At 71.3% G+C, this 24,811-nt stretch carries 20 protein-coding genes and 1 pseudogene; 7 read left to right on the plus strand and 14 right to left on the minus strand.

Annotation, left to right across the window (positions count from 1 at the left end; translation table 11 throughout):
- Positions 1 to 534: 534 nt before the first annotated feature.
- The gene (locus ACZ4FV_RS13470; protein WP_402233689.1) at positions 535 to 2,640 is read right to left on the minus strand and encodes an NACHT domain-containing protein; all 2,106 of its coding nucleotides are present in this window, start codon (positions 2,638 to 2,640) and stop codon (positions 535 to 537) included.
- 312 nt (positions 2,641 to 2,952) lie between these two features.
- Entirely contained in the window at positions 2,953 to 4,476 is a 1,524-nt protein-coding gene (locus tag ACZ4FV_RS13475; protein WP_402233687.1) for a chitinase, read from the minus strand.
- A 320-nt stretch (positions 4,477 to 4,796) separates the two neighbouring features.
- Here ACZ4FV_RS13475 and ACZ4FV_RS13480 point away from each other — a divergent pair, with 320 nt between their 5' ends.
- Positions 4,797 to 5,111: a VOC family protein gene (locus ACZ4FV_RS13480; protein ID WP_395860561.1), complete on the plus strand. Its 315-nt coding sequence runs from the start codon at positions 4,797 to 4,799 to the stop codon at positions 5,109 to 5,111.
- Between the two features lie 331 nt (positions 5,112 to 5,442).
- Here the strand turns inward: ACZ4FV_RS13480 and ACZ4FV_RS13485 are convergent, their stop codons facing one another.
- From ACZ4FV_RS13485 to ACZ4FV_RS13505, 5 genes and pseudogenes are all read right to left on the minus strand, one after another.
- Entirely contained in the window at positions 5,443 to 6,318 is an 876-nt protein-coding gene (locus tag ACZ4FV_RS13485; protein ID WP_395860559.1) for an MHYT domain-containing protein, read from the minus strand.
- A gap of 561 nt (positions 6,319 to 6,879) precedes the next feature.
- Positions 6,880 to 7,665 (minus strand): hypothetical protein, encoded by a 786-nt coding sequence (locus ACZ4FV_RS13490; protein ID WP_402233685.1) that lies wholly within the window; start codon positions 7,663 to 7,665, stop codon positions 6,880 to 6,882.
- Between the two features lie 22 nt (positions 7,666 to 7,687).
- The gene (locus tag ACZ4FV_RS13495) at positions 7,688 to 8,161 is read right to left on the minus strand and encodes a hypothetical protein (RefSeq protein WP_402233684.1); all 474 of its coding nucleotides are present in this window, start codon (positions 8,159 to 8,161) and stop codon (positions 7,688 to 7,690) included.
- Positions 8,162 to 8,294: 133 nt separating this feature from the next.
- On the minus strand, positions 8,295 to 8,477 hold the full coding sequence (locus ACZ4FV_RS13500) for a hypothetical protein (RefSeq protein WP_465322684.1): 183 nt from the start codon (positions 8,475 to 8,477) through the stop codon (positions 8,295 to 8,297).
- A 97-nt stretch (positions 8,478 to 8,574) separates the two neighbouring features.
- A pseudogene (locus ACZ4FV_RS13505) lies at positions 8,575 to 8,928 on the minus strand (hypothetical protein); the annotation flags it as partial.
- Positions 8,929 to 9,050: 122 nt separating this feature from the next.
- Here ACZ4FV_RS13505 and ACZ4FV_RS13510 point away from each other — a divergent pair.
- The 6 genes from ACZ4FV_RS13510 to ACZ4FV_RS13535 all read left to right on the plus strand — a co-directional run bounded on the left by ACZ4FV_RS13510 (position 9,051) and on the right by ACZ4FV_RS13535 (position 17,101).
- Entirely contained in the window at positions 9,051 to 10,325 is a 1,275-nt protein-coding gene (locus ACZ4FV_RS13510; RefSeq protein WP_402233682.1) for a polysaccharide lyase domain-containing protein, read from the plus strand.
- 1,103 nt (positions 10,326 to 11,428) lie between these two features.
- The gene (proS, locus tag ACZ4FV_RS13515; RefSeq protein ID WP_402233681.1) at positions 11,429 to 12,841 is read left to right on the plus strand and encodes a proline--tRNA ligase; all 1,413 of its coding nucleotides are present in this window, start codon (positions 11,429 to 11,431) and stop codon (positions 12,839 to 12,841) included.
- 65 nt (positions 12,842 to 12,906) lie between these two features.
- Positions 12,907 to 14,310 (plus strand): hypothetical protein, encoded by a 1,404-nt coding sequence (locus ACZ4FV_RS13520; protein WP_465322662.1) that lies wholly within the window; start codon positions 12,907 to 12,909, stop codon positions 14,308 to 14,310.
- Positions 14,311 to 14,443: 133 nt separating this feature from the next.
- Positions 14,444 to 15,046 carry a hypothetical protein gene (locus tag ACZ4FV_RS13525; protein ID WP_465322663.1) on the plus strand — a complete coding sequence of 201 codons (603 nt, stop codon included), beginning with the start codon at positions 14,444 to 14,446 and terminating at the stop codon, positions 15,044 to 15,046.
- 244 nt (positions 15,047 to 15,290) lie between these two features.
- Entirely contained in the window at positions 15,291 to 15,536 is a 246-nt protein-coding gene (locus ACZ4FV_RS13530; protein WP_395860546.1) for a hypothetical protein, read from the plus strand.
- Positions 15,533 to 17,101 (plus strand): ABC transporter substrate-binding protein, encoded by a 1,569-nt coding sequence (locus ACZ4FV_RS13535; RefSeq protein ID WP_465322664.1) that lies wholly within the window; start codon positions 15,533 to 15,535, stop codon positions 17,099 to 17,101. Before ACZ4FV_RS13530 ends, ACZ4FV_RS13535 begins: the two co-directional genes overlap by 4 nt.
- On the opposite strand, the gene ACZ4FV_RS13540 is transcribed toward ACZ4FV_RS13535, so the two are convergent.
- From ACZ4FV_RS13540 to ACZ4FV_RS13570, 7 genes are all read right to left on the minus strand, one after another.
- Complete coding sequence (locus ACZ4FV_RS13540; protein ID WP_465322665.1) at positions 17,046 to 17,501, minus strand: hypothetical protein; 456 nt, start codon at positions 17,499 to 17,501, stop codon at positions 17,046 to 17,048. The genes ACZ4FV_RS13535 and ACZ4FV_RS13540 overlap by 56 nt on opposite strands.
- A gap of 177 nt (positions 17,502 to 17,678) precedes the next feature.
- Positions 17,679 to 18,833: an FAS1-like dehydratase domain-containing protein gene (locus ACZ4FV_RS13545; RefSeq protein ID WP_465322666.1), complete on the minus strand. Its 1,155-nt coding sequence runs from the start codon at positions 18,831 to 18,833 to the stop codon at positions 17,679 to 17,681.
- A 190-nt stretch (positions 18,834 to 19,023) separates the two neighbouring features.
- Positions 19,024 to 19,956 carry an STM4011 family radical SAM protein gene (locus ACZ4FV_RS13550; RefSeq protein ID WP_402233677.1) on the minus strand — a complete coding sequence of 311 codons (933 nt, stop codon included), beginning with the start codon at positions 19,954 to 19,956 and terminating at the stop codon, positions 19,024 to 19,026.
- The gene (locus tag ACZ4FV_RS13555) at positions 19,953 to 21,368 is read right to left on the minus strand and encodes an STM4012 family radical SAM protein (protein ID WP_395860537.1); all 1,416 of its coding nucleotides are present in this window, start codon (positions 21,366 to 21,368) and stop codon (positions 19,953 to 19,955) included. The genes ACZ4FV_RS13550 and ACZ4FV_RS13555 overlap by 4 nt, the downstream gene beginning before the upstream one ends.
- Before the next feature lie 159 nt (positions 21,369 to 21,527).
- Complete coding sequence (locus ACZ4FV_RS13560) at positions 21,528 to 22,337, minus strand: STM4013/SEN3800 family hydrolase (protein WP_395860535.1); 810 nt, start codon at positions 22,335 to 22,337, stop codon at positions 21,528 to 21,530.
- 53 nt (positions 22,338 to 22,390) lie between these two features.
- On the minus strand, positions 22,391 to 23,644 hold the full coding sequence (locus tag ACZ4FV_RS13565) for an STM4014 family protein (RefSeq protein WP_395860533.1): 1,254 nt from the start codon (positions 23,642 to 23,644) through the stop codon (positions 22,391 to 22,393).
- A 97-nt stretch (positions 23,645 to 23,741) separates the two neighbouring features.
- The gene (locus ACZ4FV_RS13570) at positions 23,742 to 24,776 is read right to left on the minus strand and encodes an STM4015 family protein (RefSeq protein WP_465322667.1); all 1,035 of its coding nucleotides are present in this window, start codon (positions 24,774 to 24,776) and stop codon (positions 23,742 to 23,744) included.
- Between the last annotated feature and the right edge of the window lie 35 nt (positions 24,777 to 24,811).

Raw genomic sequence — 24,811 nt, forward strand, 5'->3', positions numbered from 1 at the left:
CATCGCCTCTCGGTAGCTCTCGGGCGCGAGCATCGTGCCGGGCGGTGCCGGGCGGTGCCGGATGGGCCGGATACACACCCAGGTTCGTTCCGAACTCGACGAGCGTCGGGTGCTCCGGCAAGAGGGCGTGCCGCACGCCGCGATCCGTGACGACGACGCCGTTCGGATCGCCGGTGACGACGCCGAGGGTCAACGTCAAGGTGGGTGGCGGGAAGTGGCCCGGGTGGGGCCGTGGTCCAGCGCGGTGGCCGGGAGCCGTCAACGATGCAACTCGGCTTGGGAGGAAGGGGGACAGCCGTCCCGGATCCTTGCACGCGACGCGCACGATCTCGCGGGGAGGCTCGCCGTCTCGACCGTCGGCCCGCATCACCAGGCACTGGTCAAAGAACGATAATATGAGTAACAGGCCCAGGCTGTGCTCAGCATCGGCGCCGGTGCCCGGGACCGGGACCGGGACCGGCCACAGCGGCGAAGCCGCCGGCGGCGGAATCGGCACGTTGCGACGGGTCGCACGGGTCGGATCGGGTGCTTTGGCTATGGGTGGGGGACGGGGTTGCGGGCGAGCCAGTCCTGGAGTTCGCGGTGGCGGAATTGGTAGGCGGTGCCGGCGGTGCGCAGGAGTCCGGCGGTGGTGGCCCAGTGCAGGAATCGGCCCAGGCGCCAGGGCAGGGCGCGGGGGCCGGTGCGGACGCACAGCAGGAACAGCGCGTATCGCTGCGTGGCGGCGGTGGCCATGAGCATGATCGCGAGGAAGGCCACCAGTCCCAGCGCCGACCCGAACCGGATCCCGTCGCCGAGGCCGGAGCCGAGTCCTTCCGCGAATCCCAGGGCGAGCCCGACCGTCGCTCCGACTGCGAGGCCCGCCACGAGCGTGCCCGCGAGTTCGTCGCGCACGAGATCGCGGGGGTCTGCGACGGCGGCCCGACCGTCGTCATCGCGCCCGCGCACGATCAGGCTCGCGACGCCGAGCGTGAGCGGCCACGCGAGCGTGAGCACGACGGAGGGATCGGTGTCGAAATCCCGGTCCAGGGCGCCGATGATCATCACGGCGAGGACGCCGGCGGCGCCGAGGGCGAGCAGGGTCAGGAGTTCGCGGCGGCCCTCGCGGGTGGTCAGCCGCCCCGGTACCAGGTGCGTGGGCCCGGGCCAGGCCGCGCCCCAGCGCAGGCCGAGCATGCCGGAGACCGACGCTCCGAAGAGGACGGCGACTGAGTTGGCGATCCAGGAGGATTCGTACAGCAGGGGGCTGGATTCACGAGCCATCACCGCCGCCGCCACCAGGCCCACGCACACCACCAGGACGGTGTGGATCAGCCGGGCGCGTCGAAGTCCCGCCAGCGGCCACAGTTCGTGCGGAACCAGATCGGTCCCCGACAGTGTCCTGCCGTTCAGCATCCGGGGGGTGGCGCTGTTGGCGGCGAGGTGGCGGGCCAGGACGGCGAGCCAGATGTGGACCCGGTCGGGGGAATACGCCGTGTCGCCGTCGTCGCCGGGGTGGTCTGCGGTGGCGCGGAGGTAGAACCCGTTGAGGTGGTCGCGCATGTCCTCGTCCCGGGCCAGAGCCGGTGACAGGAGGTTTCGTGGTTGGTGGCGGTAGGCCGCGCTGCCGGGGTCGCGTTGTTCGTGGACGGTGACCGCCATCGTCAGTCGCCACGGGGTGGACAGCCCGCGGGCGAGGGAGCCGGACGGCGCGGTGTCGAGGGCGTGGATCACCTCGCGCCACCGCCGGGGGTCCTCGACCCGGGCGAGGATGAACTCGCGGCCCTGGATGGGGGTGACGGGTGTGATCTCGACGCGGGCGGCGTCCTTGGTCCAGGTCTCCAGCGCCTCGTAGGGGCCGCTGCGGCAGGTGAGCACGATTTTGGCCCGGGCCCGGCCGAGTGCGTACGCGTTCAGGATCTCCAGGGCGCGCCGCGCTCGCGGCCCCCCGCGCGCGCTCCCGCCGGGACCCGGGCCGGGTGTGCCGCGGGGTTCGGTGTCGGTGCTGTCCATCTCGTCCAGCCCGTCCAGGACGGGCAGGATCATGCCCGCCTCGACCAACGCCCGCGCGGTGGCGGGGGTGAGCCGGTACACGCGTTCGAGGTGATCGCGCACCCACTCCTCGATCGCCGCACCGCCTGCCGCCGCACCGACTCCCGCTGAGGTGTCGGGGAGTCGGCTCCACGAGGCCAGGGACATCCGGACGGGGACCGGGTCCTTGGGGTCGCGGTTCTCCAGGAGGGCGAGCAGGAGTTCCAGGGCCAGGACCGTCTTGCCGGATCCGGGTGCCCCGGTAATCACCAGGCGGCGCGGGCGAAGTCGGCGGTAGTAGTCGACCACGGTGGCCAGCCGCCCGTCGGGATCCGCGCCGTCGGCGTTGTGCGCGGGGGCGGGGCGAAGGACGAAGCGGAGGTCGATGGGCGTGTGTTCGCCGCCCAACAGCCTTGCCCGTTCCGGGGTTTCGGCGCGGGTGACCGCGTCGGCCAGGCGGGCGGCCTGCACCGCGGTATCGGTGACCTGGAGCCGCAGCGCGGTCCGTGACATGCGCGCGGACCAGATGGCAACGCCCAGTCCGGGCAGGGCGATCGAGGCACTCAACCAGTCGACGTCACCGCGCTCGACGCCATGCGATCCCCACACGGCGAGCCAGAGCACCCCCATCGCGCACACGATCCCCCAAACCCACCCGGCCGCGCGTCCCCCACGGTGTCCCATGAATGCTCATCATGGCGACCAAAGGCGCGCCGCATCGGGTTTTCGCGGGATTACGACCCGCCGGTCGCTCGGTGGCGACGCGCGGTTGGGGACCGGCGCGTCGGCGAGCGTACGACGGCTTCGGGTCGCGGTGGCGCCGGGTGACGCCCGGCGGGAAGTCCCGCCGGGCGTCACCGTGTTCGGCTCGGGCCGCGTCTGGGGCCGCCGTCCCGGGCGCCTGTCGCGGGTGCGCCCCTCGGATGCCCGTGGCGGCCCGGTTCAGCAGGCCCCGAGGTCCTGCCAGACGCCCCACTGGCCGGTGGTGCCGGGCGTCTCGCCCGTCGTCCACCACTTGGCCTTCCAGGTGTGACCCTGGTGTGAGACCTGCTGCCCACCGGTGTAGATCGTGCCCGACGCCCATGGGGCCGCCGTGCACTGGTGGCCGTTCCCGCCGGTGACGGTCACGGTGTAGGTCGTCGTGTGGCTGCCGGAGGTGCCGGTCGCGGTGACGGTCAGGGTGTACGTACCCGACACCGCCGCCGAGGTGGTGGCCACGTTGAGCGTCGAGGAGTTGCCCACCATCACCGAGGTGGGGTTGAGCGAGGCGGTGACACCGGCCGGGGCGCCGTTGACGGTGAGGTTCACCGTCTGGGAGGCGCCGGCCGTCACCGCGGTCGCGATCGTGGAGGTGGTCGAGGCCCCGGCGACGACGGTCCCGGACGCGGGGGTCGCCTTCACCGAGAAGTCGTTGGTCGGGTTCGTGGTGCCGCTGGTGAAGGGCTCGAAGATGTGGCTGAAGTCCCAGGTGTTCTGGGCGATGCCGGAGCAGTTGTCCGCCGCCGGCTGGTTGGGGCAGTTGCCGTTGTCGCGCTGGAGGGCCCAGAACGAGAGGGTGTTGATGCCCTTGGCGACGGCCCAGCTGTAGACCTGTCGAGCGTTGGCGAGGGTGAACGTCTCGGCAGGCCCGAAGTCGTCGACGCCGATCATTTCGGTGACGCCGATCATGCCCCACAACTGGGCGGGGGTCTTGGTCGGGTAGAGCTGCGCGAGCGTGTTGTACAGGCCCTGTGCCGCGGTCTCGGTGTCGTTGGCCATGTTGTGCGTGGCGTTGTCGTAGTAGTCGAACGTCATGAGGTTGACGACGTCCACCTTGGTGCCGTTGGCGACGGCGTTCCTGAGCAGGGCCACGCCGTTGGCCGCCAGGCCGCGGGTGGTGGTGGGCAGCGTGTAGGAGATCTCGATCTTGCGCCCGTTGGCCGCGGCCCAGTCCTGGACTTGCTTGATGGCCTTGTTCCGCCGGTCGATGCCCGCCGTGTTGTCGAGCGCGTCGATCTCGATGTCCATGTCGAGCCGGGTGACGTCGTAGGTCGTGATGACCTTCTGGTACGCGGCGGCGATCTGGTTGACGTCGCTACAACTGTCGGCGATCTCGGTGCCGGTGGTGTCGGCCGTGTAGCCGCCGAACGAGGGGATGACGTCCCCGCCGTTGGCCTGAATGGTCCTGATGTCGGCGCCGAATGTCGAGGAGGCGATCGGCATGCCGGTGTCGCCGTTCCAGTACGGGGTGCAGGATCCCGCGGTCGCGGTCTGGAGGAACGCCATGGTCAGGTGCTTGGCACCGGACTGGGCGGCCAGCGCGGCGGGACTCTCACCGGTCCACGCCTCGAAGTAGGGGGCGAAGACGTGGGCCGGCAGGGGGGTTGCGGCCTGGGCGGGCCCACCTCCGAGCACGGTCAGGCTCACCGCCGCGGCGGCGGTGACGGTCGCGGCTACCGCCGCGCGGAATGTGCGTAAGAGTCGCATGTGCGTCCAGTCTGTATGCGGGGGACGTACCGCCGATTCGCGTGGCAAGGCGGCATGGGGTATGAGACAGCCCGGCGCTCGCAGAAGTCAATGGTCTGGACCAAAATTGGACTAGACCATTAATGTCGGAGGAAACCCTTTACCTCCAAAGGGAGTTGCTCGCCGGTCGATCCGCCGACCGGCCGGGCACCTGCGCGGCAGGTGCCGCGCAGGGCAGGGTGGGCGCAGGCCGGACGGGCCGGGCCCGTGGTGGTACTCGCCCGACCCGTACAGTCGTTGCCGCGTTGTACCCCAACCCGCCCCGCCCGGCCAGGAGTCCCATGAGCGACCCGGACAACATCCGCGCGACACTGCTGGTGCTCTACTCGAACCGAATCGACGAGTGCCGAAGCTTCTACACCGATCTCGGCCTGCGTTTCGTCGCGGAGCAGCACGGCGGGGGTCCTCGCCACTACGCGGCGACTCTCGCGGACGGCACGGTCTTCGAGATCTACCCGGCCCGTCCCGGCCGCGAGACCGGCGCCCTTCGGCTGGGTCTCGCCGTCACCGGTGCCGCCGCGACGCCTGCGCTCGCCCCCGGCCATCATCTGCTCTCCGACCCGGACGGCCGGACCGTCGACATCCGCGCGACCTGATCAATTGCTTTCCGGCGATGCGGCGTTCGGCGGAGTTCGTCGGTGTGCGTCGGTGTTCGTCGAATTGCGGTCGGTCGAACTTCGCGAGAACGATTCGCCGTATCGGAATTGCACACGCCGGCTCTTTTCGGCGCGCGTGACTTCGTCCACGCGCGGTGAGTGAAGACCGCGTGGTAGTCGCTGACCACTTCCGACTACATCGTTCTTTGGTGACTCGGAGGATTCGGTCGATCACCGGCGCCGATTTCCCGAGGCGTCGAAAACGCGACCGCCCCGGAGGCTCGAGGGCGCTCCGGGGCGGGACCCGCGACTCGATTCACCCGCGTCCGGGTCAGGGAGCCCGGAAGTAGTCGGGCTCGGCGCGCCTGGGTTCGCCGGGTTGCTGCGGCCCGCCGCGGGCCGGGTCGGTGAAGGCGACGCCGTCCGTCCGGCGCTGTGCGAGGCGTTCCAGGCGGGCGCCGAGTTCGGCCTCCTCGCGCAGTTCGCCGGTCGAGGAGGACAACGCGACGATGAACAAGGTGATCACGGTGAACAGGCTCACCCCGACCACGAGGGGAGCCAGGAACTGGGATGCCTCCACGCCGTGGAGGGCCGACGTGTGCGTATTCGACTCCAGGGACATCGCCGACATGCCGGTGTAGTGCATGCCGCTCACCGCGATGCCCATGATCAGCGACGCGCCCGTGACGGCCACGGCTCCCTTGACGTTGAGCGCGGCCCACAACGCGGCGGTCGAGGCGACCAGGGCGATCAGCACCGACAGCGCCACTCGGAAGGTGTCGTAGCCGATGTCGTCGTTGATGCTCATCGCGGACATCCCGACGTAGTGCATGATCGCGACGCCGGAGCCGGTGACGATCCCGCCGACGACCAGGCCGGTCGTCTGGGACCCGCGCCTGCCGATGATGGCCATCCCGACGCCGACCACCGCGATCGCCAGCAGGAGACTGACGACGGTGCGGGTCGCGTCGTACCGAATGGGTGTGTCGGTGACCGCGAATCCGAGCATTCCCACGAAATGCATGCCCCAGATCCCGGTACCGCCGATGGAAACGGACGCCAGGGCGAACCAGCGAACGCGCGGGGCGCCGGTGACCGCTCGGGCGCGGATCGCACACAAAAGCCCGAGTGCCGACCCGATGCAGGACATCAGATAGGCGACCGCCGGTGTGAGCAATCCGTTGGAGAAATGATCGATACTGCCCACGCTGGGTTACGCTCCGGATCGTTCCGAGTGCGATCGACTTGATCGGCCGCGCCAGCGTAGAACGATGTCGAAAGAAATATACACGCGGGTCGGTGAATTCTCGGTAACGCCCGTCGGCGCGCAATTTCGGCCGCACGCTGAGTGCACGACCGCATTACGGGGAGCGCCGAAGGCGCCCGATCGTCTCCCACTTCGGCCGGGGCGGTGTCGCGATCAGCGCCGCACGGCCAGGACGCGGGTGCGGAAGTCGTCCATGGACACGACCTTGTCCGGGTGGCTTGCCGGTCCGGGGAGGTCGGGCGGCCGAGTGGACGACCGGGCCTGGTTGTTCGCCGTAGCGGCGAGGTGGAGTCGGCATCGGTGCCTCCGTCGGTCATGGCGCACGCCCTTTCCGTGGTCCGCTCGGTCTCGCGTGCTCATCGCCGTGCCGGGGCCTGGAGGCTCCACGCGCGCCCGTCCGGGTCGCGGACGGTCATCTCCCTGGTCCCGAAGTGGATGCGGGCCCGAGGGTGACCCGAGATGTCGGATTCAGGGGGGTTCGGGTTCGGTTCGCGGGGCGGGTCAGGGGCGTGGCGGCGTGGGAGCCGCGACCCCGTTGTCGAGTTCGAGGGACAGGCGTGCAGCGGTCTCGTGTACGGACTCTTCGGTGCGACCCAGGATGCTCAGGTCGGCGCACTCCCACGAGTCGTGCCGGGAGAGCCAGACGACGACGGCGTCCCGAGCGCCGAAGAAGTGGAACGTGTTCCCCACCTCGTCCCACGGCAACGGGCCGAGCGCGGGCAACGTCGCCCGGATGTGCCGGCCCCGATCCTCCGTCGTCCCGTACGCGGCCACGTCACCGGTGAACGCGTACCGCGGCAGGACGCGCACGAGGGCCATCTGCACGAGCCACTCGGTCATCGACCGACTCGACATCGCCCACTCGTGGCCCTGTTCCTCGGACTCCTCCCGCTCCTCGCCCTGCTCTTCGGACTCCTCCCACTCCTCCCACTCCTCCCCGGGGCCCACCCACACGGGCGGATCCGGCAGGTGCGCGTCGGCCGCCCGGAAGGCCCACGCGCAACAACCCTCGTACTCCGTCATGAAGATCGAGTGTTCCCCGAGCCGCCGCGTCGGCCAGTCCAGGTACGTCTCGTACAGTCCGCGGTCGAGGAGATAGGAGTTGCGGACCGAGCCGAGCCATTCGGCGAGGGCTTCCGGAACGTCGTCCGATATCGGTGGTTCGGGTTGCCAGGGATCGGTCAGCGCCTCGACGTGGCCGAACTCGCGGAGCAGATCGGAAACCAGGGTGCGGCGCCGCGGCCAAGGGGCGGACAGGCGTTCGGCGAATCCTTCGTAGTCGATCATGCCGCGCAACCCTATTCGAGGGCTATGCCGTGGATATGGTGCCTTCGGGGATCTCGGCGGTCTTCGCCTTGTCGCCGGCGGGCAGCAGGTGCTCGTAGCCGGCGCTGCGCCAGACCAGCCTCTTGAACTGTTCCGGCGCAAGGACGCCCCGCCACGGTGTGTCGCCGGGGCAGAACACCGCTTCGCACGCGGGGCAGTAGTGCGCCGGCTTCCACATCAGGTCGGCCCGCGCCTCGCCGGCCGACTCGGAGTGCTTGTCGTACCGATCGGTGCGGACCACCGCGATGGTCCCGACGAACAGCAGCACCGCCACCACCACCGCGCCGCCGATCGTGTACGGGGGCTTGTCGTTGGCCACGCCCGTGTACGCGAAGCCGATCGCCATGGCGACCATGACCATGCCCTCGGCGAAATGCAGGCAACCGTCGCCGGAGGTGTTCGGCCCCTTCGCCGGCCGATCGTGGAGATTCTTCCGCGAGGCCCCCTTGGCCACCATTGCCCGCTCCACCGAACGGGCTTCGGATCCACCGCAGTTCGAACAACGGATGCCGGTTGGTTGTGCTGCTCCTTGGTTCGCCATGCCCATCACGCTAGTCCGGCCCTGGGGGGCCGGTGCCGGGGCAGCCGGGTCACCCGCCGCGTCTCCCGCGTCGGCAGGTTCCGGTGAACACCCGGCCGAGTTGCTCGTCCAGCGCGGCCAGGACCCACGAGAGGGGTGCGCCTTCGGGGTCGATGTGCGTGTGCATGGCCGGCCCTTCGGCGAACGCGACGATGCGCAGCGTCTGTTCGCCGGCGTCCACGTCGACCGCCACCTCGCCGCCCTCGGTGCCGTCGCGGATCGCCCGGGCGACGCGCGCGGACGGCGGCGGCGGTTTCGCGTTGTACGGCGGCAGGGCGCGGGTCGTGCGCGGCCTGGCCGGTGAACGCCAGGCGGACCGGGAACTCGGCGCGGCGGGGCTCGTCGAGCGGCATCAACTCGGTCAACGCGCGCCGAAGCCCCGGATCGGTTGATCGGCATCGGACCGGCCGATCGCGGCGCCTCGCGGGGCGGGCGCGGGCGGCTATCCGGAATGCGCGTCGTCGGCGAATGCCGCGGGGCGGGGCGTGGGCGCCCCGGGGGAGGGGGTGGCGTGGGGTTTCGGGGGGCGGGGCCGCAGGAGTGCCGCTGTCCCGATAACGCGAGGGGGCGGTGGGCGGTTGGACGCGCGGCGGGGCATCACGTAGCTTCTGCGCCTGGGACAACTCGCTTGCCTGGTAAGGCATTTGCGCCCGATCCAGGTGATCCGCGCGCGCCCCGGGCGCCGGCGGGGAGGCCGCCCGACGCCGCTGTGCGGGGGCGATCACACCGACCGCCGGCCGTGGGCGCTCGACCCAGGAGGCAACGCGTGACCATCACCCCCCGCCACCGGCGAACCATGTACCTGTCGGCGGCGCTCGTCGCCATCTCCGTCGCGACACCCCTGACCCCGGCGTCGGCCGCACCCCTGGGCACCACCGCCGGGACGACCTACTACGTGGACGCCACGAACGGAGCCGACAGCCGAGCGGGCACCACCCCCGCGACCGCCTGGCGCACGCTCGACAAGGTCGGGGCCGCCACCCTTCGCGCGGGCGACACCGTCGCCTTCAAGCGTGGCCAGTCCTGGACCGGCACCCTGAAACTGTCCCGCAGCGGCACCGCGACCGCGGCGATCACGGTCGGCGCGTACGGCACCGGCGCCTCGCCCGTCGTGCGCGGCGGCGGCAGCTGTGTGGCGATCACCGGCGCCTACTGGACCGTGCGCGACCTGCGGCTGACCGGGTGCGACTGGGCCGGCGTCGAGATCGAGGGCCACCACAACACGGTGACCGGGATCCGCGCCGACGCCAACGTGGTCGGCGTCTCGATCGCGGACACCGGCCACCACAACACCGTGACCCGCAGCCAATTGGTCGACAACAACAAGATGAGCGTCAACGATCCCGGCGGCGACAACGACTCCGGCGCCTTCGGCGTGCTGCTCAACGGCGACGACAACGTCGTCTCGCACAACACCATCACCGGCAGCTACGCGGCCAGTTACGACTACGGCCAGGACGGGGCCGCCGTCGAGATCTACGACGGGGACCGCAACCGGATCGAGTACAACATCACCCACGACAACGAGACCTTCTCGGAACTGGGCCACGACACGGGCAAGACCGCCGACGGCAACGTCTTCGCGTACAACGTCGTCACCTCCACCCACGAATACGCCACGTTCCTGGTGGTCCGAGGCCCCGGGAGCGGGCTCGGCCCCAATCGTGACACCGTCGCCGTCAACAACTCGGTGAACCTGCCCGGCGCCAAGGCGCAGGGGTGGGTGTGCCACGACGGCTGCGCCTCGAACATCCTCAAGCTGCGCAACAACGTGATCTCGGTCGGCGGTCAGACCGGGTACGAGGACGGCGCGGGCGCGGACGAGAACACCGGGGTCTACAAGGGCGCGCAACACCGATTCACCCTCGGCGCCCGCTCGGTGATCGCCGACCCGCGCTTCACCGGCGGCACCGACCTGCACCCGCTCGCGGGCAGCCCGGCGATCGGGCGCGGGGAGCCGGCCGGCTACTCGGTGGACCTCGACGGCAAGCCGGTCCCGGCCACCGGCGCGACCGCGGGCGCGTACCAGTACCAGCCCTGACGGATCCCAACCGACACCCCGGCGCCGCGCCCATCGTGGCCGCGCCGGGGTGTCCCGCGATGACCGGCGCCGGGATCGACCGGGCCGTCGCCGTCGTCGCCGCCGGTGTCGGTGCGCGGCACGGCGTTCGCGGATCCGGTGTCCGTGATCGGCGCGGCGCGGTGATCAGATCGCGGTGATCCGGCCGCACTCGCGGCACGCGGCGTTGGCACTGGAGCCGTTCGACGAGGAGCCGCCGGACGAGCAGTGCGAACCGCCGCTTCGGGAACGGTGTTTATTTCCGCCACCACCACATCCGGTCGGCAGGCTGCCGAGCGGCACCACCGCCCCGCGTGCTCCGAGCGCCGCGACGAAGCCACCGGGACGGCGGGCTTCCGCCGGGTCGTGGTCAGCGACGAGTCAACGAGACGGGCCTTATTTCCCGGTCCGGCGTACGATCCGAAGGCGTGGAACCGGATCTGCCCCGGCCGGCTTCGGAACCGTGCGCGAGACCCCGGATCGACGGTGAGCCGGCCCGCGGACCTGCCTGGCGCAAGGGGGTCAGCCCCTTCGCCGTCACCGGGCCGGCGGCGCTCGTCACGGCCCTGGCGGCCGGGGCCGCCCGGACCGGCCCCCGGCTGCCGGCCCCGGCGGCTCGGGCCCCACCGACCGCACCGGCGCGGGCCGCGCGAACGGCCGGAGCGGGGAAGAAACCTGGTGGGCGGGCAACCCGTTCCGCTTGTCGAGTCGGTGTGCAGTTCGCGCACGGCCGGACGCGGAGCCGCGGCGACGATCGCGTCCACGGGGCCCACGGCCCGGGTGACCTCCAGACTGACCCAGTCCGCCCTGCCCCAGAAGGTCGCAGCCGCCTTTTCCGGGTCGACCATTACCCTGCGGCGCGGTCGCCCATCCGCGTCGGGCGTCGCACCGGCTCGTAGCCAGTCGTCCAAAGGCACCACCGGCCCCCCTTGCCACCCCTGTCCAGGGTCGCCGGGGCCGAGCGTACCGAAGGGCCGGGTGGGTGACGCGGCCGCCGCCGCACCGACATCGGCCGTTCGCCCGGCGATTCGGGGTGGGGATATTCGGTTCGCGTACCGGTGGGCCCGCGTCCTAGCATGCGCGGCATGGCCAAGACACCCGTGCTCACCCCGCGGTCGGACGACTTCCCCCGCTGGTACCAGGAACTGATCAACAAGGCCGAGTTGGCCGACAACGGTCCGGTGCGCGGCACCATGGTCATTCGACCGTACGGGTACAGCCTGTGGGAGCGGATGCAGCAGGAGATGGACGCCCGGATCAAGCGGGCGGGCGCCTCGAACGCGTACTTCCCGCTCCTGATCCCGCAGTCCTACCTGACGAAGGAGGCCGAGCACGTCGAGGGCTTCGCTCCCGAGCTCGCCGTCGTCACGCACGGCGGCGGCAAGGAACTGGACGAGCCCGTCGTCATTCGCCCCACCTCCGAGACGATCATCAACGACTACTTCGCCAAATGGGTGCAGAGCTACCGCGACCTGCCCCTGCTGATCAACCAGTGGGCGAACGTGGTGCGTTGGGAGCTGCGCCCGCGGGTGTTCCTGCGCACGACGGAGTTCCTGTGGCAGGAGGGCCACACCGCGCACGCCACGTATGAGGAGGCCCGGGACTACGCCGCGCTCATCCACCGCGACGTGTACGCCGAGTTCATGGAGAACGTGCTCGCCATGGACGTCGTGCCGGGACGCAAGACGGTCAGGGAACGGTTCGCCGGAGCGATCAACACGCTCACCCTGGAGGGCATGATGGGCGACGGCAAGGCGCTGCAACTGGGCACCAGTCACGAACTCGGACAGAACTTCGCCAAGGCGTTCGACATCCGGTACCTGTCCAAGGACGGTCGCCAGGAGTACGTCTGGCAGACCTCCTGGGGCTCCACCACGCGCATGGTCGGCGCCCTGGTGATGATGCACGGTGACGACGACGGTCTGCGGGTCCCGCCGATCCTGGCGCCGATCCAGGCGGTGGTGGTGGCGATCAAGGCCGACGACGCGGTGGTGGCGAAGGTCCGCGAGATCGGTGAGCGGTTGACGGCGGCCGGTGTCCGGGTGCGGGTGGACGACCGTACGGACACACCCTTCGGTCGCCGTGCGGTGGACTGGGAACTCAAGGGTGTGCCGGTACGGATCGAGGTCGGGCCGCGCGATCTGGACAACGGCACCGCCGTGCTGGTCCGGCGCCACGTGGGAGGCAAGGAGCCGGTGGCGATCGAGGCACTGTCCGCGCTCGTGCCCCGGGCGCTCGCGGACGACCAGGCGTTGCTGCTGGCGCAGTCCCGCGAACGCCGCCGGGACCGCACCGTCGAGGTGACCACGATCGAGGACGCCGCGGCGGCCGCGGGCACCGGTTGGGCGCGCATCCCCTGGGCCACGCTCGGCCCGGAGGGCGAGGCGCGGCTCGCCGAACAGGGCGTGTCCGTGCGCTGCCTGATCGCCGAGGACGGGTCGGTTCCCGCGAGCGATGAGCAACCGGGCAACATCGCGATCGTGGCGCGGGCATACTGATCCCCGAACTGCCCCCCGCCGCACCGTGATTGCGGGCGGGGGGCACACGGGAGCGAAGGAGCACTGTGCAGCCCACCGCGTCGCCGGCGTCCGATGACCCCGAGTTGCTCACCGCGCCCACCGACCGCTGGGGAAACCATCGATGGTTCCCGGTCCGCAGGGTCGAGTCCTACGCCGACCTGAGTGTCGCGCTGCACGACGTGGTGGCCGATTCGATGCCGGTGATCACCGTCATCGGTGGCGCGGCGGGAGCCGGTGCGGCGACGGCCGCGGACAAGGCGATGTACGAGGAAATCCTGCTGAACGCCGCGAGGTTCTCGGCCGCCGTGATGTTCGGGGGCACCGATTCCGGCTGCCTCAAGGAACTCGGCGAGGCCAAGCGCCGGTTGTTCGCCGAGGGGCGACTGGCGATGGCCGACGCCCCGCTGATCGGCGTCGTGGCCGAGGGCACGGTGGCCCCTCCGGGATCGCTCTACGATCCGAACAAGAAGGCACCGCTGCAACCCGACCAGGACCTGATCCTCGTGGTGCCGGGCCAGGATTTCGGTGACGAGTCCTGGGCGCTCGCCCAGGCCGGTCGGATCCTGTCCCAGGGACAGGGATCGGCGACCGTGCTGATCAACGGCGGCGGGATCACCATCCAGGACGCGACGCATCGCGTCCACGACATGACCGAGAACGGCAGGCCCGTCCAGGACGCGATCCTGCTGGCCTACCGAGGCTCCGGCCGCGCGGCCGACGACATCATCGCGGCGAAGGAGAACGGCGGGGGACACCAGGACCCCCGCATCAATGTCATCGCCGCGCACAGCCAAACGCGCGCCTTCGACTCGGCAGCCGATCTCCGAGCGCAACTGGGCGCGCACTTCACGGCCGCCGGACACGTGGCCCGCGAGCCCGGCGATCCGAGAACGGCGAAAATGGCGCCGGAGGTCACCGTTCCGCCGGTTTCGCTCCGGGTGCCGTTCGTCGTCGCCGGGATGACGCCGATGCGGGCGTACGAGTTGGCCCAGATGACGGTCGGCAGCACCGGGCCGCGCCATCTGTCCCAGGCACGCACCGATCCGGATCTGCATCGAGCGTGGCGGGAGGCGACCAAGGCCTCCCGCGCGGCAGCGCTGGACAAGCTGAACCGGGATAACGCCGGCTACCGGGAGGACGATCGGGCGGGCGACGAACGACGAAGCGTCGCCGCCTACAACGCGGGGCTTCGGGAAGCCTTTTGGCGCACCCACGACCACATCCGGGACGGTGATCTCTCGGCGCCGGGCCGACTGACGCACCTGGCGGCCAAGGGCTTCGGCGCGTCCAAGCAGGCGGCGCCGCTGCGCTCCGGCGACACGGAACCGGTCAACGGCGGCAGTTCGGACTGGACGCGGGTCGTGCTGCCCTCGCTCGCGCTCGGCGTCGATCAGGGCGGTGGCTCCTCCCACAGGCGGGCGGGGCGAAGCGCCGGCCAGGGAGTCTGACCCGCCCGGCCCGCCGCCCGTTCCGGCCCGCCGACCCGCCGACCTGTCGGGACCGGCGGCAGGGAACCCGTCGGGTCCCGGTTGCGTCAGTTCTGCGAACCTGCACGGACGCAACGAACGAGGGAGTGGCACGGTGACGGCACGACGGAGGACCGCGGCGGCGTTGACGACGGGGCTGGCGGTGCTGGGCCTGGCCGGTTGCGGGAGCTCGGGGAAGGATCCGGTGTCGTTGCCGACCCCCGAGCCCACCCGGTCGCAGTCCGCGACCGCGCCGCCGGTCGAGCGGGAGACCGAGGTGAACACCGAGGCGGTGGGGTTCCGGATCCGGGCCTCGAGTCCGGTACAGCCGACGACCGCGCCCGCGACCGAGGGGTGCGCACAGGTCGTGGTGCGGCTGGGCGATGTCACGATCGAGTCCAACTCGACGCGGTGCAAGGCGCAGACCCAGGCGCCGGGCAATGGCCGGCACGGCATGTACCGCACCGCCGCGGACGTTCCGCCCGGCGCTGTGACGGAGACGATCCGTACGCCGCTCGGCGACGCCATCCTGTTCACCCAGCGCTACTTCGAGGCGACGAATTCGGTGACGTACTGGAACGAACCGGTCGCCATCGTGACCCTGCGGAACCCGAAGCAGGCGACCCATCCGACGCTGATCCTGCGTTCCGACAAGGGAAAGCTCGATCAGGCGGGGCTGCGGACGTTCGTCGAGACGAAGCTGTCGCCCTCGGCATGAGCCGGATGGCCGCATCTCGGCTTCGAGCCGGTCGGAGCCGGTGGCTTCGAGCCGGTCGGCGCCGGGCGGTGCGCGGATCGACGTCCGGAGAACGAGGATGGCCTGAAACGATGCCGCTGCCGTCGGCGATTCGGACGGATTCGGCGACCGTTCTTTGTCCGGCAGGACGAGCCGAGGTGTTCGGACGCTGCCTACCGTGAGCGTCCTCTGCGGCACCGAGCCGTTCTCCGAGGAGGTATCCAGCATGGGACGATCCGATGCGGTCGGGTCCACCGTCCGGATGGTGGGTCCGGACGCCCGTACACCGATCGGCGCCGAACCGGAGGGCGGGAGGCAGGCGTGGCTCGCCTTCCTGGGCAGTGGTGACCGGGCCGGGATCCCGCAGACCAGGCGCGCCCTCTCCCGGGCGGCCGGCGTGGGGACCGGCTCGGGGGCGGCGAAGGTCGCCGACCAGGGTCTCGTGAACCGTCCCGGCGGCGGTGCCCGATGAGACGCGGCGTACGCGCGGCCGCGACCACGGTCGCGCTGGGCCTGCTTGCCGTCGGCTGCGGCGGAACCGGCTCCGGCGGCGCGGGCGGTCGCGACACGATCACCATCGGCATCACCGCCGACCCCGGCAACCTGTCCCCGCTCACCTCGCTGACGAGAATCACGTCGTTGCTCAACCGGTTCTCCTACGATTCCCTGGTGAACGTCGAGCCCGACGGGCGGATCGTCTCCGGCGTGGCCGAGAAGTGGACGACCGACGCCGTCTCGGCGACCTTCACGCTCAGGCGCGACGTGACGTGCGGTGACGGCCGACCGCTCACCGCGTCCGCCGTCGCGGCCCAGTACAACTACGTCACCGACCCGAAGAACACCTCACCCCTGCTCGGCCTGGCGGTGACCCCCGGAACCGTCGCCACCGCCGACGACGCCACCAACACGCTGACGCTGAGGACTCCGGAGCCCACACCGTTCCTGCTGCGGGGCACCTCCGGACTGCCGTTGGTCTGCCCTTCGGCCCTCGCCTCGCCCGACTCGCTGACGCACGCCACCGACGGCACCGGTCCCTACCGACTCACCGAGTCGGCACCGGGCGACCACTTCACCTTCACCAAACGACCCGACTACATCTGGGGCCCGGACGGCGCCGGCGCCGGCGAGTTGCCCGAGCGACTGGTCTTCAAGGTCGTCTCCAACGAGTCCACCACGGCCAATCTGCTCCTGGCCAAGCAGATCGACATCGCCCCGGTCAACGGCGCCGACCGGGTCCGGCTGACGGCGGCCGGATTGAAGTACCAGATCCAGCGCGACCCGCTCGGCATGCTCTTGTTCAACGAGGCCGCCAACCACGTCACCGCCGACCCGCAGGTGCGTTGGGCCCTGACCGCGGCGCTGGACCTCAAGCAGGTGGGGGCGGTGGCCACCGGCGGCAAGGGGGCGCCGCCGGCCAGGATCGCCACCACCATGCTGCCGCCCTGCCAGGCCGACGCCGTCACCGGGAACGTCCCCCCGCACGACAAGGCCCGAGCCGCAGCGGCGCTGCGGGCCGCCGGCTGGGAGAAGTCCGGCGGGCGCTGGAGCAAGGACGGCAAACAACTGTCGATCGTGCTGCCCTTCCCCTCCACGTCGGGCTCCCAGGTCGTGTCCGCCGTCGAGCTGGCGGTCGCGCAGTGGAACTCGTTCGGTGTGAAGGTCACCCGCAAGCCGCTCACCTCGGCGACGACCGGCGAGGTGCTGGCCTCGGGCGAATGGGACGTCTCGTGGACGCCGGTCGCGCTCACCCAGCCCGACCAGCTCATCCCCTTCTTCAGCGGCCCCCCGGGGCCCGACGGGATCAACTTCGGCTCCGTCGACAACCCCGAGTACCAGCGCCTGGTGGGTCTCGCGATGGCCAAGCCGGATCTCTCCGGCTGCGACGAATGGACGGCCGCCGAAGCCGAGTTGGTCAAACGCGTCGACGTGGTGACCTTCGTGGACTCGCTCTCGCCCTACTTCAACACCAAGGGCACCACGTTCACGATCGACGGCGCCGGCATCGTGCCGACGTCCCTGCGCCGGGGCCGAGGGTGACGAATCCCGCCTCCCCGGCGGCGTCGACGTCGGTGATCGCACCGCGACGGTCGAGGGCGAGCACGCCTTCGCAGCCGTGACGAAGCCCCGCCCGAAGCCGATCGACCCGGCTTCGGGCGGGCGGACGCTCAAGCACCTCGGTGCATCGAGGGTGCCCGTTCGCTCCCGGGGCCACGGCGCCGAGGCTGCCGGGATACAGGTACTGGTCCTGCGGGACGGTGGTGCCGTGTGCCCAGGCGTCGAAGAACCCGGTGAGGGCCGGTCGGGCGGAGATCTTCTTGGCGAGTGCCTCGAACCGCGGCCGGGAGGCGTTGCCGTAGCGGTGCTCACGCTGCCACTGCCGGAGAGTTCCGAAGAAGGCGTCGTCCCCGATGGTCCGCCGCAGGGCGTGCATCATCATCGACCCTTATCCGAGCGCGGGAAGATGTCGGGAACCTGTCGGAAAGCCGTTACCGCACGGTGATTTCGTCGCGGAATCCCTTGGCCGCACGGTGATTTGGTCGCGTGTGCGGACCGCTGCGGCACGGTGGGGGAGCGGCTCGGCCGTCGGGACCCGGTGCGGATCCCGACGGTGGGGTCAGACGGTGACGCGGGCCCGTACGGTGGCGCGGACGTGGGGGCCGAGGGAGTTCGTGCCGGTGACGCGGAGGTCCACCTCGTCGCCGGTCACGGCGGTCACCTCGGCGTCGAGGGTGAGAGTGTCGCCCGTGTGGTTGGGCGCGAGGAGGTGCAGGTCGACCTCCAGGAGCCGGGTGGCCGGGCCGCCCCAGTCGGTGACCACTCCGCCGACGAGGCCGGTGGTGGCGAGGATGTTGGTGAAGATGCCGGGACGCCGGAGCGAGGTGCGCGTCCAGTCGGCGTCGTGGTGAGCGGCGTAGAAGTCCTGGGTGGCGAACGCGGTCGCGATCACGAAGGTGGGGGTGATCGGGATCGTGGTGAGGGGGGTACGGTCGCCCACGCGGGGGGCGGCCGTGAGCGGGCGGCAGGTCCGGCGGCTCGCGGGTGTGGGCGGGGCCGGATCCGCGGGGGTGCCCGGTGCGCCGACGTCGGATGCGGCTGCGTCCACCGCGGTGACGTCGGGTGCGGTGACGTCGGGTGCGCCGGCGGGTTCCGGCGTACGGAAGCACAGTACGGTCCAGTCGACCGTCGCCACGTCCGCCTCGTCCTGGTCGCGGAAGGTCATGCGTGTGGTGACGAAGTAGCCCGGCCCCAGCGCCGTTCGCTTGCGCGGCGACACCGTCGTGAGCACGCTCTCGCAGGTCAGGTGGTCCCCGACCGCCGTCTCGCGGTGGTACCGCTGCCGGCATCGGGTCGCCGCGCGGGCGGTGTACCCGTGCGCGGTGAGGAGTCGGTGTACGGCCGCCGCCGGGTTGTCGGTCTCCTGCTCGGTCGACCGGCCGTCGGGCGACCCGTCCTTCGACGACACCTCGTGCCCCGATGCGCCGGCCAGATAGGGCGCGTACCCGGGGACCTGGGGCAACGTGGCGGCCAGGGCGGAGAGTCGGGGCATGGTCCAGGCCTGGATCATGGTCGGGGGCGCGACGATCCCGGCCCGCCCGGTCGCCGCGGCGGCCTCGGCGTCGCGGTAGACGGGGTTGGGGTCGCCGAGGGCGTCGGCCCAGGTATCGAGCATGGGCGCGTTGACCGGGTGCCGGGCGCGCACGACGGACCTGGTGCCGCGCGCCACACAATCCTGGAGCGTGCGTTCCGGTTCCACGGTGTCGGTGCTCATGCCCGCCTCGCCTTCCGGAACGATCGCCGCCTGTCGGATGCCGTCGCCTACCCTATCGATCTACTTGACATTGACAAGCGATTGACCCGCGTCGATGATCGGCAGGAGTGGTTGTGGGGCCGCACGCGTGCACAAGCACACAAGCCCGCAAACGCGCACGCACAGGGATCGCGGTGAACTCCCGTCGTCGTCACGTGTGTCGAGGCACGCGCCGAGGTGCCGGGCCGAACGCGGTGGGGATGCGTTCGAGGATGCCGCCCGCGAAGACGTCGTACAGCGGCAGGGACGTCAGGTGCACGTAGCCGATGTGGCAGTCGCAGGTCTGCTCGGGGCACGGCGGCGCGGGTGCGAGACCGGCGCGGAACGAGCCGTCGTAGAGATTGCCCAGCACTGCGGGCACGAAATGGCAACGGCGTACGGTGCCGTCGCCGTCGACACTGATCACGGTGTCACCGGTGCGGCAGGGCACACCGAGGGCGGGATGCGGGTTTCGGCTGAAGCCGAAGTGCGGGTCCAGCGTGGCCCATTCGGCTGCCGCCGAGTCGGTGTACGCGTGCCCCTCGGCGGCGTTGACCCATAGGTACACGTCGGCGGGAAGATCGTCCCGCAGGCGCCGCGCGGCGGGCAGGTGTTCCGGCAGGCCGACGACGCCGACGCTGAGGCGCACGCCACGTGCGCGCAGGTCGCGGCAACGGTCCAGGAAGCGCTCGTGAGGGACCTGGTCGGGGTGATAGGTGGCCCAGAGCGCCAGGCGGGTGAGGTCGGCCGCCTCGGTCCACCGGGGATGCGCGCTCAGGTTGGTCTGGATGGCGACACGTTCGACGTGCGGGAGATGGCTCAGTTCGGCGAGCGTACGGCGGTACCAACTGCGGACGAGACCCTCGCCCCACGGGGTGAACAGGACCGACACGCGGTGCGGCGCGTGCGTCACCCAGTTTGCGAAGCGCGCCAACGCCGCACGATCGGCCCGCAGTTGCTCGGGACTATCGCGGCGCTTGGCGAACGGACAGTAGCCACAGTCGTAGTCGCACGAAGCGAGCGGACCCCGGTACAGGATCGTCAACGGGTCCGCGCGCACGCCGAGTTCGACCAGGGGCGGCGCGGCGGGGGGAGTGCCCGTCATCGCGGCCGGTATCCGTGCATCAGGGTGGAGGTCTCGGGCGAGAACAGCGCGGGACCGATCGCGTCGGACCAGGCCAGGCCCTCGTCGGTCAGGTGTATGCCCGCCGCGGAGACGGTCAGCAGGCCCGCGTCGGCGAGCGGCGCCAGTTCGGCGGCGAAGTCGGCCTCGGCGTCGGTGCCGAACTCGGCCCGATAGTCGGGTGCGGCCAGGCCGTCGGCCTGCAGCAGCGAGGTGAGCAGGTGGCGTCTGCGTCGTTCGCCGACGTCCAGCCGATAGCCCACGCGGGCACGGGTGAAGGCGTCCTGATCGAGCGTCACATAGTCGTCGATGATCGCACGCACCTCGCCGACACCGACCGCGTACTCGAACGAGTAGTGCAGGTCGGTGGTGTACGAGCGGGCGCCGCAGCCGAGGCCGATCATGCCGTCGCGCTGGCAGCGGTAGCCGCCTTGCGCGTCGCTGCCGGCCGCGTCGGTGCCGGCAGCGCCGGCCGGCCCGCCGGCGGCGTCGGGGAGGGCGTCCGCGCGGCGGAACATGCGCATCGAGACCTGCTCGTAGCCGGCCTCGCGCAGACGGTCGCGGCCCGCCCGATAGAGCGCGAGGCGGTCCTCGTCCCAGTCGGCGCGCGTGACGGCTCGGCGGCCGAGGCCGGTGAGCGGGCGCACATACAGTGGATACAGGTACAACTCCTCCGGCCGCCACGCGAGCGCAGCGTCGATCGAAGCGAGCCAACTCGCCCGCGTCTGGCCGTCGATGCCGTAGATCAGATCGATGTTGAGCGTCGGCACCGCGGCGTCCCGGATCGCCGCCAGCGCGGCCTCGACGTCGGCACGGCGCTGCGGGCGCCCGCTCGCTCGCGCCTCGGCGTCGTCGAACGACTGGACGCCGATGCTGACCCGCGTCGTCCCGCGCTCGGCCAACACCGCGAGGCGCTCGGGCGTCGCCGTCGCGGGAGAGGTCTCCACGGACATCGGGATCGAGCCGAGGTCCGCGCCCATCACCTCCGTCGCGATGTCGAACAGTCTTTCCAGTTCGGGCGCGTCCAGGTACGTGGGCGTTCCGCCACCCACCGCCGCGACCGCGAAACGTGCCTCGGGGATCGCCTCGCGCACGGCCCGCGCCTGCCGTTCGAGCGCGTCCAGGTAGCGCCCGACCAGTTCCGCGGGGGCGCCGGTGCGGGTGAACAGGTTGCAGAAGCCGCAGCGCATCTCACAGAACGGCACGTGCACGTACAGGAACAGCGCCGACAGGTCCTGGCCCCGCCACACATCGCCCAGCGTGGGCATCGGGGCGAGCGGGCGGTAGGCGGTTTTGTGCGGATACGAGTAGACGTACCCCGCGTACGGCGAGCCGAGCAGGTCTCGCGCAGACGACGGAACCACCAGGGGATCGGCGGTGCTGGACGATCCCATGAGCGGACGACCTCCGAGGACGTGGGTGAGTGCCGGGTGCGGTGTTCGCACGCCCCGACTCTAGGGGTGGGCGCCGACAGGCCGGCCGACCGCCCGGTGGCTTGGGCGGCGGGCGATGGTCGGGGCCGTCGCCCGCCGCCGATCAAGGCGTGCGCGGGGTCACCATTCGCCGGGGTCGAGGGTGAACTGGGCGTAGGGGACGGTCCACACGACCTCGTGGCCGATGCGGTGCCCGGTGTAGCCGTCCTCGCCGTACGCCGTGCCGTGATCCGACGTCAGGATGGTGAAACACGGGCGGCGGGCGCTCATCGCCCGGAAGAGCCGGCCCAGATGCCGGTCCACGTACTCCAGCGCCGCCGCGTGCGTCTCGCGGGTATCGCCCTCGGCGGCCGTCGCACCGGGCCGGTGGAACCAGTTCGGCTGGTGCAGCGCCGCCACGTTGACCAGCAGGAAGAGTCGCCGGTCGGGGTCGAGGGCGGCGACGACGCGTTCCGCGCGGGCCACCTGTGCCTCGAACGAGGTGGGCGAGGTGACGCCGAGTTCGGGATCCCAGTGGCTCTCCGCGAACATGCCGGGCAGTACCGAGCCGAGCGCGCCGCGTTTGTTGAAGAAGCCGACGCCGCCGACGCAGGCCGTGTGATAGCCCGCGCGAGCCAGCCCGGAGGGCAGATCGGGCTCGTCGAACACCCACGTGTGCGGCGCGGTGGACTCGCTGCCGCCGAAGCGTGCCGCGAACAGGCGTGGATGCGGGCCTTGCCCCAGCGGGGTGGGCAGGAATCCGGCGAGGAACGCGGTGTGCGCGGCGTAGGTGAAGCTGCCCGGGGTGTGCCGCGCCTCCCAGCGCCCGCCGGGCAGCACCCGGGCGAGGGTGGGCAGTCGGCCCGCCGCCACGAGTTCCGCTGCCACGTCGTAGCGGAGCGTGTCGAGCGTGACCATGAGCAGATCGTGGTGGCCGACGACCTCGTTCATGTCGGGATTGTGGCCGTGCGGGCCGTTGTTCCCGTGGCGCGGTGGGGGTGTCGTCAGTTCGGGCACGGCAGTCGTTCCCCGTCGGGTGTCTCGCGGTTCGGTATTTCGTGGTCCGGTGCCTCGCGGTCCGTCGCTTCGCGGTCCGGTGCCTGGAGGTGTGCCGCTTCGCGGGTAGGCGTTTCGCGGTCCGATGTCTCGCGTCCCGCCTGTCGTGGCCTCGCGGGTGGGTGCCGGCCGTCGACCAGGGCGCGGATCTGTTCCGCCCACGTGTCCCGGCCCCGGTGCAGCACCCCCGGCAGCAGATCGCCGAACGCGTTGACCTCGCCGACCGCGTGGCGGCGGCGGTCGACCGCGAACAGGAGGTCGACGCCGACGTGCAGCGTCCGGGGAAAACACTCGGCCGCGCGAACACATGTCGTCATCGCCTCCTCCCAGGCGGCGGCCCCCACGGCGCGGCGGACCGCGTCCACGTCGACGCGGGTGTTGCCGAGGTGGAGGTTGGTCATCGGGGTACGGCTGCCGCGTGCGACGACGTGTGTGGCGCGGCCCGCGACGACCAGGACGCGCAGGTCGACGGCGAGTCCGTCGAGGGTGAGTTTGGGCAGCCAGGTCTCGATGTGCACGCCGTCCGCGCACAGTGCGTCGATCAGGGCCGCGACATCCTCCTCGTCGCGGTACTTGCGCACCCGCAACGAGTTGAACAGTTCGATGCCCGACGCGGTGCGCACCAGTTCGGTGGACGTGGTGGCCTGGACGCGCGTTCCCGAGGTCTCCAGGGCGACCACACCGGACGCCGACGAGCCGTGCGCGGGCTTGACGAACACGCGTGGCCGGCGGGTGTCGCGCATCAGGTCGCGCAGGTGGGTGTAGGAGCGCACGGTGACGCCGCGCCCCTCCGCGCCGAGCCCGGGCGGGACCGGGACGCCCGCGTCGTGCAGCCGCCCGTGCGCGCGCGGCTTGTCGAACATGACGGCGATGTCGTCGGGGTCGTTGACGAGCCACGCTCCGGGCGTCGCGGCCACGGCGGTTCGTACGCGTTCCAGCGCGCGCACAAAGGTCGCGTGGCGCACCGCACCGCCCTCGACGCGGTGCGGGTCGGACGGCCCGCCGAGCAGTGCGTGGACGACGGGGTTCTCGCCGGGGGAGTCGATCCGCACCGGCCCGGCGGCGAAAGCCGGTTGCACACCACGCAGTACGTCCTCCCACGGGACGACGCGCGGGGCCGGTAGCCCGGCGGCCCGCGCCGCCGCGTCGAATCCCACGACGCGCCGGTGCCCCGGGTTGGCGACGACGGTGATCACGGTCACGGCAGGTACCGCGCGGCGCGGAGGTCGGCGGTGCCCGTGGGGTCGATCGCCGCGACGACGCGCGGGCCGGCGGAACGTGCCCGGGCCTGACCGCCGGTCATTCGGAGATCTCCACGTATCGGGGGTCGCCGCCCCAGTCGCGGGGGCTTTCGGGGTCGGAGATCTCCACCGTCACACCGGATGCCCGCAGCGTCGCCCGCAGGCGCTCGGCCACGGAGTCGTCCAGGAAGTGGTGGCGGATCGTCAGGTTCCGCAGCCGCTCCAGGGATCGGCTGTTCAGCAGCGCCTCGGCGCCGTCGTTGCTCAGGATTCCCATCGACAGGTCGAGCGATTCGAGCCGGGGCGTGACGGCGGCGCTCGCGATCGCGGCGGCGATCTCGTTCTGCAATTCGCTGTTCATCAAACCGAGATGCCGGAGTCGGGGCACTCGGGTCCCGGACAGGAGGTCGGCGAGGTCCTCGACGCGGGCGTCACCGCCATAGTCGTCGACGCCGAGCCACATGTCGAGTTCCTCCAGCGCGGGGAAGTCGCTCATGCCGACGGCGCGCACGATCCGACCGGACAGGCCGCCGCTCTCGAAGCGGAGCCGGCGCAGGTGCTCGTGACGCACCGGAGTCAGCGCGGGGGCGTCCTCGGTGGCGTTCTCGCTGCCCCGAAGCACCAGTTCCTCCAGGTGCGGGAAGGCTTCGAGGAGCCCGGTGGAGGGGCCGATGCCGATCCAGGAGATCTCGGATTCCTCCTGCACCACGTCGCCGACGAACAGATGGCGCAGCGCCGGAAAGCGGGCGGCGTCGCGGACCAGCAGCCCGGGCAGCGGATTCTCCTGGGACATGTCCACGTCCCAGGCGCCGACGATCAGCGCGGTGACTCGTGTGGTGTCGACGTTGGCGAGGAAGTAGGCGTAGAGATCGGCGAGTTCGGGATCGTCCTCCCAGTGGCGGTGGCGCAGCCGCCAGGCGACGGCGTCCGCGGGGTGGTCGCCGGGCGCGATGCCGTACGGCGGTGTGGGCTCGCCGCGGCGGGCCTCCTCGGGTTGCCTTCCGGGAACGGCCGAGGGCTGCTTCGAGTCCGGCGGCCGCAGGTCGGCGACGGGCAGGCCGCCGAAGTGTTCGAGATAGGTGTGGATGCTCATGTCGGGAGGTCACCTGCGTGGGTCGGATGCGTGCG

This window comes from Embleya sp. NPDC025285 (assembly GCF_055558835.1).

What these genes read in the sequence shown, in the direction of transcription:
- ACZ4FV_RS13475 (WP_402233687.1), bottom strand. Translation starts at nt 4,476, where the DNA reads ATGCGACTCTTACGCACATTCCGCGCGGCGGTAGCCGCGACCGTCACC.
- ACZ4FV_RS13570 (WP_465322667.1), bottom strand. Translation starts at nt 24,776, where the DNA reads ATGAGCATCCACACCTATCTCGAACACTTCGGCGGCCTGCCCGTCGCC.
- ACZ4FV_RS13555 (WP_395860537.1), bottom strand. Translation starts at nt 21,368, where the DNA reads ATGGGATCGTCCAGCACCGCCGATCCCCTGGTGGTTCCGTCGTCTGCG.
- ACZ4FV_RS13470 (WP_402233689.1), bottom strand. Translation starts at nt 2,640, where the DNA reads ATGGGGGTGCTCTGGCTCGCCGTGTGGGGATCGCATGGCGTCGAGCGC.
- ACZ4FV_RS13490 (WP_402233685.1), bottom strand. Translation starts at nt 7,665, where the DNA reads ATGATCGACTACGAAGGATTCGCCGAACGCCTGTCCGCCCCTTGGCCG.
- ACZ4FV_RS13480 (WP_395860561.1), top strand. Translation starts at nt 4,797, where the DNA reads ATGAGCGACCCGGACAACATCCGCGCGACACTGCTGGTGCTCTACTCG.
- ACZ4FV_RS13560 (WP_395860535.1), bottom strand. Translation starts at nt 22,337, where the DNA reads ATGAACGAGGTCGTCGGCCACCACGATCTGCTCATGGTCACGCTCGAC.
- ACZ4FV_RS13545 (WP_465322666.1), bottom strand. Translation starts at nt 18,833, where the DNA reads ATGAGCACCGACACCGTGGAACCGGAACGCACGCTCCAGGATTGTGTG.
- ACZ4FV_RS13530 (WP_395860546.1), top strand. Translation starts at nt 15,291, where the DNA reads ATGGGACGATCCGATGCGGTCGGGTCCACCGTCCGGATGGTGGGTCCG.
- ACZ4FV_RS13540 (WP_465322665.1), bottom strand. Translation starts at nt 17,501, where the DNA reads ATGATGATGCACGCCCTGCGGCGGACCATCGGGGACGACGCCTTCTTC.
- ACZ4FV_RS13495 (WP_402233684.1), bottom strand. Translation starts at nt 8,161, where the DNA reads ATGGTGGCCAAGGGGGCCTCGCGGAAGAATCTCCACGATCGGCCGGCG.
- proS (WP_402233681.1), top strand. Translation starts at nt 11,429, where the DNA reads ATGGCCAAGACACCCGTGCTCACCCCGCGGTCGGACGACTTCCCCCGC.
- ACZ4FV_RS13535 (WP_465322664.1), top strand. Translation starts at nt 15,533, where the DNA reads ATGAGACGCGGCGTACGCGCGGCCGCGACCACGGTCGCGCTGGGCCTG.
- ACZ4FV_RS13550 (WP_402233677.1), bottom strand. Translation starts at nt 19,956, where the DNA reads ATGACGGGCACTCCCCCCGCCGCGCCGCCCCTGGTCGAACTCGGCGTG.